5 protein-coding genes and 1 pseudogene are annotated in these 6,583 nt (G+C 52.8%); 5 read left to right on the top strand and 1 reads right to left on the bottom strand.

All coding sequences use genetic code 11. The annotated features are described in order from the left end of the window. Positions 1–817 (bottom strand): annotated as a pseudogene (locus ELY38_RS16875) (IS3 family transposase); the annotation flags it as partial. Between the two features lie 280 nt (positions 818–1,097). On the opposite strand from ELY38_RS16875, the gene ELY38_RS16870 reads away from it, so the two are divergent. The 5 genes from ELY38_RS16870 to ELY38_RS16850 all read left to right on the top strand — a co-directional run bounded on the left by ELY38_RS16870 (position 1,098) and on the right by ELY38_RS16850 (position 6,260). Beyond that, the gene (locus ELY38_RS16870) at positions 1,098–1,700 is read left to right on the top strand and encodes a c-type cytochrome (protein WP_241524669.1); all 603 of its coding nucleotides are present in this window, start codon (positions 1,098–1,100) and stop codon (positions 1,698–1,700) included. A gap of 399 nt (positions 1,701–2,099) precedes the next feature. Then, positions 2,100–2,435: a copper-binding protein gene (locus ELY38_RS16865; RefSeq protein ID WP_113271210.1), complete on the top strand. Its 336-nt coding sequence runs from the start codon at positions 2,100–2,102 to the stop codon at positions 2,433–2,435. Positions 2,436–2,666: 231 nt separating this feature from the next. Beyond that, the gene (locus tag ELY38_RS16860; protein ID WP_222845167.1) at positions 2,667–4,541 is read left to right on the top strand and encodes a copper resistance system multicopper oxidase; all 1,875 of its coding nucleotides are present in this window, start codon (positions 2,667–2,669) and stop codon (positions 4,539–4,541) included. After that, positions 4,534–5,445 (top strand): copper resistance protein B, encoded by a 912-nt coding sequence (locus ELY38_RS16855; RefSeq protein ID WP_185859006.1) that lies wholly within the window; start codon positions 4,534–4,536, stop codon positions 5,443–5,445. The genes ELY38_RS16860 and ELY38_RS16855 overlap by 8 nt, the downstream gene beginning before the upstream one ends. Positions 5,446–5,645: 200 nt before the next feature. Continuing rightward, a complete protein-coding gene (locus ELY38_RS16850; RefSeq protein ID WP_113271211.1) occupies positions 5,646–6,260 on the top strand; it encodes an undecaprenyl diphosphate synthase family protein in 615 nt (204 codons plus the stop codon). Positions 6,261–6,583 lie beyond the last annotated feature (323 nt).

Here is a 6,583-nt window from a genome sequence, read left to right as displayed (position 1 = left end):
CCGTTGTCACAACGAATAGAGTGCGGCTTACCACGCCATTCAATGATCTGGTCTAGCGCCCGGATAACTCGTTCAGTAGGCAACGAGATGTCTACTTCGATACCAAGACCTTCTCGGTTAAAGTCGTCGATCACATTCAGTAGACGGTAGCGACGACCGTCGCTCAGTTGGTCATGCATAAAATCCATAGACCAGCTGTCATTAATCGTTTCAGGCACCGCTAAAGGTTCAGGCTTCTCGCGGATTAACCGTTTCTTCGGTTTGATCCGAAGATTCAGCTCCAACTCTCGGTAAATCCGGTAGACCCGCTTATGGTTCCAACGAAAGCCTTTCACATTACGTAGGTGCAGGAAGCACAAGCCAAAGCCCCAGTTTCTCTGGTTATGCGTCAGCGTGATCAACCAGTCGGCGATTTGATCGTTCTCGCCGCGGAGCTTCGCTTGGTATCGATAGCAATTTTCACTGATGCTAAACATCCAGCAGGCTAGGCGGATGCTGACGTGCTTTTCCATGACGGCTTTCTGCGCCATCTCACGGCGACGAGACGGCTTCACCACTTTTTTTCGATGGCTTCCTTGAGGATATCCGCTTTCAATCGTTCCTCGGCATACATCTTCTTGAGCCGTCGGTTTTCATCCTCTAGCTCTTTTAGCCGTGCCATCATGGACGCATCCATACCACCGAATTTAGCTCGCCACTTATAGAAGGTCGCGCTGCTCATACCGTGCTCACGACATAGCTCCGGAACCGGGGCACCGCCTTCGGCTTGCTTGAGGATTGACAGTATTTGGCTGTCAGAAAAACGTGATTTTTTCATGCAGAATCTCCCTGCGTTTAGCTTACGGAAAATTCTACTTTTGAGCACCCTGGTTTTTCGGGGGGATTACCGTGGTTCTGACTAGACGAAAGCTATAAAAGGGAAAGTAATGAGACTACTTCTTGGCGCAATTCTAGCGCTAATCGTACTAGCCGTGGGCACAGCCGCCTTCGTCTATAGTGGAATATATAACGTTGCTGCGAGTAATGACCATACAGCAATCGGGAAATGGACATTGCATACAACAATGCATAACTCGGTCAAGGCAGCTGTTGGAGATATGACTGTTCCGGATTTGAGCGATAACGACATGATCCAGCAGGGCGCGAGTGCCTATGACTCGCTATGTGCTGCCTGCCACCTCAAGCCCGGTCTCAAGGACACGGTACTACGTGCAGGGCTCAATCCTATGCCGCCCAACTTAACAGAACAGGGCCATTGGGGACCGGCTGAGCAATTTTGGATTGTTAAGCATGGTATAAAAATGACTGGCATGCCGGCTTGGGGCGCAACACACGAGGACGAAGAGCTCTGGGAAATGGTGGCGTTCCTTAAGACGCTGCCCGAGCTTTCAGAGCAGGAATATAACGCTTTGATACGGCCAAATGAGACGTCATCAAGCAGACAGACTGGTAATGGGCACGCCCAGGACGATGGTCATGACCATGACCATGGGGACATGAGTGGAATGATAGACTCGTCTACCAATGAAGTTGAAGCCTCCAATGATGACGGCCACGATCATGACCATGGGGAGATGAATGGAATGATGGGATCACCGGAATCAGGCACTACGGAAGAAATATCAAGTAGCGAGTCTACTCCGCCTGACCGGAATGAAGCAGAGCTGGATGATCACTATGCTGACGGCCATGCACACTGAGAGAAGGCCAGCGTGACATGTCAGGCGCTTGTTGCTCGCAGAGGATAAGAGGATTACAGGCCAGTTGACCGAAGCCCTCGTGGATGAAAGGTATCGGGTGCTGCCACAGCATACGGCGGCGGACGTTGAATAACTAATGGGTAGCGAGGAGTACAAACTGGTGTTTCTTGATCTGGGCCTGCCCGATGGTTTTGGCCTTGAATTGGTGGATCGCAGGTGGCGGGGTGGCCGCCGAACCCAACCCTGACTGAAGTAGTCACCGGGAAGATAAGATAACGGGCTACACCGAAGTGCGGATGAATATTCACAGGGCTTAGCGTGTGGCGACACTACCAGCCAAACTCGACGTGGGTATATTACTGCCCTGTTGTTGGAAAAACATATTATGAGGATACAGATATGATCCCTATTAGATCCCTCTTAGCAGCCGCCACTCTGGCTGTTGCATTTCTTGCGCTGCCTGCCGCCGCTGATACGAATCACAGCCAGGGGCACGATGATAATGGGGATCATTCTCAAGATGCTCAAGCGGTCCAGGGCGAAGGCACCATAAAAGCGATCGACTCTGAACAGCAGCAGATAACCCTTACCCATGGCCCGGTTGAAGCGCTTGGTTGGCCCGCGATGACCATGCCGTTTAAGGTCTCTGAGCGTAACTTGCTGGAAGGTGTTGCGGTTGGGGAAAAAATCCGTTCCGAGCTCGGTTCCAATACGGAAATTATCGGTATATATTAAAACTAGAAAATGGCTAAGCAGGCATGACGACCTCCGGATTCGCTGTGCCTGCTTTTATAGAATTCGCTATTGCTCAGTTGAAAGATATAAAAATAACAGAGGGTGGGGAGGTAGGGCAGCAATTATACCATGCCGCTGTCCAGCTCTTACCCCAATATGAACTCTTCGCCTGTCGATACCTCTCATTGGGTCCGCCGTCGTCAGGATAATCAAGCGTACAAGGAGGTACTAATGAAAGATCAAAGCCGTTTTAGCGAGCTAAGTTCGATGTCGCGTCGTAGGTTCCTCGTCACAACAGGCTCATCAACACTAGCCAGTTACCTGATGCTCAACCGCCCAGCGTGGGCGTTGAATGCCGATGTTGCTCGTTCTGGAAACTTTGGTGAACTGGATGCGACTGCAGAGGAAGGAATCGATCTCTATCTCGAAAACCAGGATCTGCTAATCGGTGGCCGCGTTGGCAGGGGGATTACCATTAATGGCTCTATCCCCGGACCGGTCATCCGCATGACAGAAGGCAAGGATGCGCTGATACGCGTCCATAACCGCCTGCCTGAATCGAGTTCAATTCACTGGCATGGCATTCTTTTACCATTCGACATGGATGGTGTGCCAGGTATTAGCTTTGCCGGTATTCCCGCAGGCGAGACCTTCACTTATCGCTTTCCGGTCCGACAGAACGGTACCTACTGGTATCACAGTCATTCCGGCTTTCAGGAGCAACTCGGTCACTACGGTCAATTAATCGTCGACCCCGCCCAAACAGACCCGGTTGATTACGACGTTGAGCATACGGTTGTCCTGTCGGACTGGACATTTGAAGACCCTCATAATGTGTTCCGTAATCTCAAAACCATAGAGGGCTATTACAATTTCCAGCGGCCGACCCTGGCAAATATCGATGACCAGATGCAGGCAACGGGCATGGCGCTGGGTGAGGTCATTGGCAAACGACTGTCCTGGCAAGGGATGCGGATGGACCCTACCGATATTGCCGACGTCACAGGTGCCACCTACACCTTCCTCATGAATGGCAAGTCGGCTGACGAGAACCCGGTGTTCCTTGCCGAACCCGGCCAGAAGGTTAGGCTGCGTATCGTCAATGCCTCGTCCCAGACCTACTATGATGTTCGCATTCCAGGCCTGCCGATGACCGTTGTTCAGGCTGATGGTCAAGATATCAAACCGGTCGAAACAGATGAGTTTCGCATCGCCGTAGCCGAGACCTACGATGTGATTATTACCTTGCCTGACGACCAGGCTTACACGCTCTTTGCAGAAACCATGGATCGCAGCGGCTATGCCCGCGGAACCCTGGCTTCACGGGTCGGCATGTCTGCAGCCATTCCCGAGCCCCGACGCAGGCCCATGCTTAACATGGCCGACATGGGCATGATGATGAAGGGTGGCATGGAAGGCATGGAAGGCATGGAAGGCATGGAAGGCATGGAAGGCATGGAGGGGATGAACCATGGTGCACACGACAGCATGGTGATGCCGATGGGTCGGCATGCTGCCAATGGGTTACCGACCGAAAATTTGGTAGAACGCGTCAAACACGGCCCATCCGGTCATGGCCCGGCCAGTATCACCATGGCTCAGTCCGCCTACCGACGTCTGGACTATCCTGGGGCAGGCCTTGGGGATGATGGCTGGCGGGTGCTGACGTATAGTCAGCTGCGGGCTCTGGAACGCCCCCCGCTTAGGCGCCCACCGACCCGGGAGTTCTACCTGCACCTGACGGGCAACATGCACCAATTCATCTGGGGCTTCGACGGCAAGAAATGGTCCGAGTCGGACATGATCCGATTCGAGTATGGTGAGCGTCTGCGCATAAATATGATCAACGACACCATGATGAGTCACCCAATCCACCTGCACGGCATGTGGATGGACCTATATGCAGGAGGCGACCTCGACACCAATCCGCGCAAGCACACGGTAAATGTTCAGCCGGCTGAACTGCTGACCGTAGACATTACCGCTGACGCACCAGGACAGTGGGCCTTCCACTGTCACTTGCTTTATCACATGGAGGCAGGCATGTTTCGTACAGTCGCTGTTGTCCGTTCCTTGGAAGGAGGATCGATCAATGCTGATGCATAGCACTCGCCTCTTAACGGCGATGGCCGTCGCTGCTCTACTTTCCGCCCCTGCGATGGGACAGAATAAGTCCGGCATGGGAAATATGCCGAACACCTCGGATCTTCCAGTCCATCAGGAATCCGCGAAGTACCACCAAGGCTCAACGCCTGATCTTGAAGTTCCGCCGCTCCCTGAAGGCATGACGCTGGATGAGGTGTTCAACTATGCGGAAAGCGACCCACCCTCGCACTTCCCCGACCCGGTACCCGACGACCAATTGTTTGGGTTCGTGCGCTTCGACCAGTTTGAGTACCGTGTTACGGATGATGATGCCCCCGGTAACTTAGGCTGGGAAGCTGATGCCTGGTTCGGTGGTGATATCAACCTATTCTGGTGGAAGACTGAGGGGGAGGCGATTTTCGATGGCGCCAACGAAGGGGAAAGCGAGAACGATTTCCTTTATTCGCGGCTTATTACACCTTTCTGGAGCGTTCAGACCGGTGTCCAGTACGCTAACGAATGGACCCCCGATGATTACGAGGATCGCTGGTCGTATGTGCTCGCGCTGCAAGGTTTGGCCCCTTATCAGCTCGAACTCGATAGTTCGCTGTATGTTTCCGAGGACGAGGATCTGACGTTAGAATTCGAAGGAGAGTACGACCTCCGTATCACCCAGCGTCTGGTGCTTCAGCCCCGTGCGGCAATGAGCTTTGCGGCTCAGGACATTCCTGAACGGAATCTCGGGTCTGGCATGACCAATGCCGACTTGGACCTGCGCCTGCGCTATGAAATCAAGCGGGAATTTGCCCCTTATATAGGCGTACGCTACCAGTCCTTCGTTGGCGAAACTGAAGACATCATGGCTGCAGCCGGCGAGAAGACCGAACAGTGGCTACTTATGACCGGGGTGCGCTTTGCGTTTTGATTCTAGAAACAGCAGCTCGGGAAGGCTTTCATCCTGAACATTCAACTATGCAAGGCGATGCGCGCCAACTCTGGCGATCCATTCGGGCTATTCTGGCACTGCCCGGCGATAAGCCAACCCCGCTGCGTCTTGCAAAAGCCGACAGGCTATTGAGGTGAATCTCTAGTTGACCGTTCGCGAGCTATTGAAAGGATGTTTGAATGGCGAAAAATAATATTCCGTGTCATGTCGGTTTCATTCCTGATGGAAACCGTCGCTGGGCCCTGGATCATGACCTGCCCAAAGAAGCCGGATATGCTCATGGTATCGACCCGGGATTGCTGCTGTACGAGAAATGTAAAGAATGCGGGATTCAGGAAACAACAATCTTCTGTTTTACCCAGGACAACACCAAACGGCCTTCCATTCAGAAAAAAGCATTCAGCGAGGCCACCGTTACATTCGCTTTAGAGATCGTACGCCGTGGAGCCGCGCTTCTTGTTGTCGGCGATGAGACCTCGGCACAATTCCCCGAGGAATTAAAAGAATTCCGGCAGCGCCAAGGTGCTGGAATGAAAGTGAATTTACTCGTCAACTATGGTTGGGAATGGGATCTAGCCGGCCTTAAAAACGGTGGCCTGCGTTCAGATGAAGTTTCACGTCTGGATTTAATAGTACGCTGGGGAGGGGGATCGCGCTTAAGCGGTTTTCTCCCGGTGCAATCAGTTTATGCGGATTTCTATGTCAGGGAGGAATATTGGCCAGACTTTGCACCGCACCATTTTGAGGACGCACTCGCTTGGTTTAAAAACCAGGACCAGACACTCGGTGGGTAATGGCTTCAACGGCCTGTGAGAAAAACTTACGAGCGCCGAGTCTATATGAAGACTTTGTGCAGGATAGCTAGGATCTCGCCGTCAAGAATGAGGAGTACGTCGCGTACTCTACACGGAAAAACACCGTCAGCTAGTTGTCATTCCGCAGCGCCGGGCAGACCATCGACCTGGATCCGATCATGGCGGAGCTAAGTGGCATCGAACTGCATTCTTATGGTCGACAGCTGTGGCGCACGAGCTGGTTGGGGCCAACAAACGTGGCTTTTCTGGACGGATGCGAACGCAAGAAACTAATAGGACACTCACTCGAACAGAACTCAACA

This window comes from Vreelandella nanhaiensis, from assembly GCF_003990185.1.
GTDB lineage: Bacteria > Pseudomonadota > Gammaproteobacteria > Pseudomonadales > Halomonadaceae > Vreelandella > Vreelandella nanhaiensis.
The sequence above is the reverse complement of the archived record's forward strand: the minus strand, read 5'-3'. Positions and strand labels throughout refer to the sequence as shown.

What these genes read in the sequence shown, in the direction of transcription:
- ELY38_RS16855 (WP_185859006.1), top strand. Translation starts at nt 4,534, where the DNA reads ATGCATAGCACTCGCCTCTTAACGGCGATGGCCGTCGCTGCTCTACTT.
- ELY38_RS16870 (WP_241524669.1), top strand. Translation starts at nt 1,098, where the DNA reads ATGACTGTTCCGGATTTGAGCGATAACGACATGATCCAGCAGGGCGCG.
- ELY38_RS16850 (WP_113271211.1), top strand. Translation starts at nt 5,646, where the DNA reads ATGGCGAAAAATAATATTCCGTGTCATGTCGGTTTCATTCCTGATGGA.
- ELY38_RS16860 (WP_222845167.1), top strand. Translation starts at nt 2,667, where the DNA reads ATGAAAGATCAAAGCCGTTTTAGCGAGCTAAGTTCGATGTCGCGTCGT.
- ELY38_RS16865 (WP_113271210.1), top strand. Translation starts at nt 2,100, where the DNA reads ATGATCCCTATTAGATCCCTCTTAGCAGCCGCCACTCTGGCTGTTGCA.